Origin of the sequence: Pantoea rodasii (assembly GCF_002095465.1) — a bacterium.
Lineage (GTDB): Bacteria > Pseudomonadota > Gammaproteobacteria > Enterobacterales > Enterobacteriaceae > Pantoea > Pantoea rodasii.
On sequence record NZ_MLFP01000062.1, the window covers coordinates 1 to 989 of the forward strand.

1 protein-coding gene is annotated in these 989 nt (G+C 67.8%); it reads left to right on the forward strand.

Annotated features, from left to right (window positions below; genetic code table 11):
• On the forward strand, window positions 1-989 hold a 989-nt coding region (locus tag HA45_RS23330; RefSeq protein WP_158087335.1), incomplete at both ends, for an AAA family ATPase.

The window sequence follows — 989 nt, forward strand, 5'->3', positions numbered from 1 at the left end:
CCCCTGGAGCTGGTCCGCCAGCTCGGCGGACGCGAAGAGGCCGGTGAGGCGATGGACGCGCTGAAGGCCGGTCTGCAGCATGACGCGCAGAAGGCGGTGTCGCGCGCGGTGGCCAACATGCGCGAGGTGGCGTTTCCGTTTGCACAGCTTACCGAAAAGGCGGCGGAGTTCCTCGGCAGTCTGCAGGGGATCCGCGGCGAAATCACCCGGCTGGAGCAGGCGGGCGACCTGATTAAGGTGCCTTACGGCGGCGAGGTGCGCTACGTGGCCCGCGCCACGTGGGAAATGGAGAAGGCCATCATCCGGGAGGTGGAGGCGGGTAAAAATACGCAGACGCCCCTGCTGGCAGATCCCTCCGCCGTGCTGTCTGCCGGCCTTACCGCCGGCCAGCGCGCGGCCTCCGGGCTTATTCTGCAGAGTACCGACCGCTTCACCGCGGTACAGGGCTATGCGGGGGTGGGGAAAACCACCCAGTTCGACGCGGTGAAGACCGCGATCGACACGCTGCCGGATAGCGTGCGCCCGGTCGTTATCGGTCTGGGGCCGACGCACCGCGCGGTCAAAGAGATGCGTAGCATCGGCATCGAGGGCCAGACCATGAAGTCTTTCCTCGTTGACTGGCAGCAGCGTACCGCCGCGGGCGAAAAGGTCAGCTATGCCAACACGCTGTTCCTGATCGACGAGGCCTCCATGCTCGGCAACCAGGACACGGCGGAGGCGCTGCGCGCCATCGCGGCAGGCAACGGCCGGGCGGTGATGGTGGGTGACGTTGCCCAGCTCGAGTCGCCGGAAAGCGGCGCCCCGTTCCGCCTGCTGCAGGAGCGCAGCCCGATCGACGTCGCGGTGATGAAGGAAATTAAGCGCCAGCTCAGCGACGACCTGCGCGGCGCGGTGTACAGCGTCATCGAGAACAAGGCCGCCGCGGCGCTGGAGAAGATCGACCGCGTATCGCCGTCGGTGGTGCCGCGGCAGGCGGGGGCGCAGGCGCC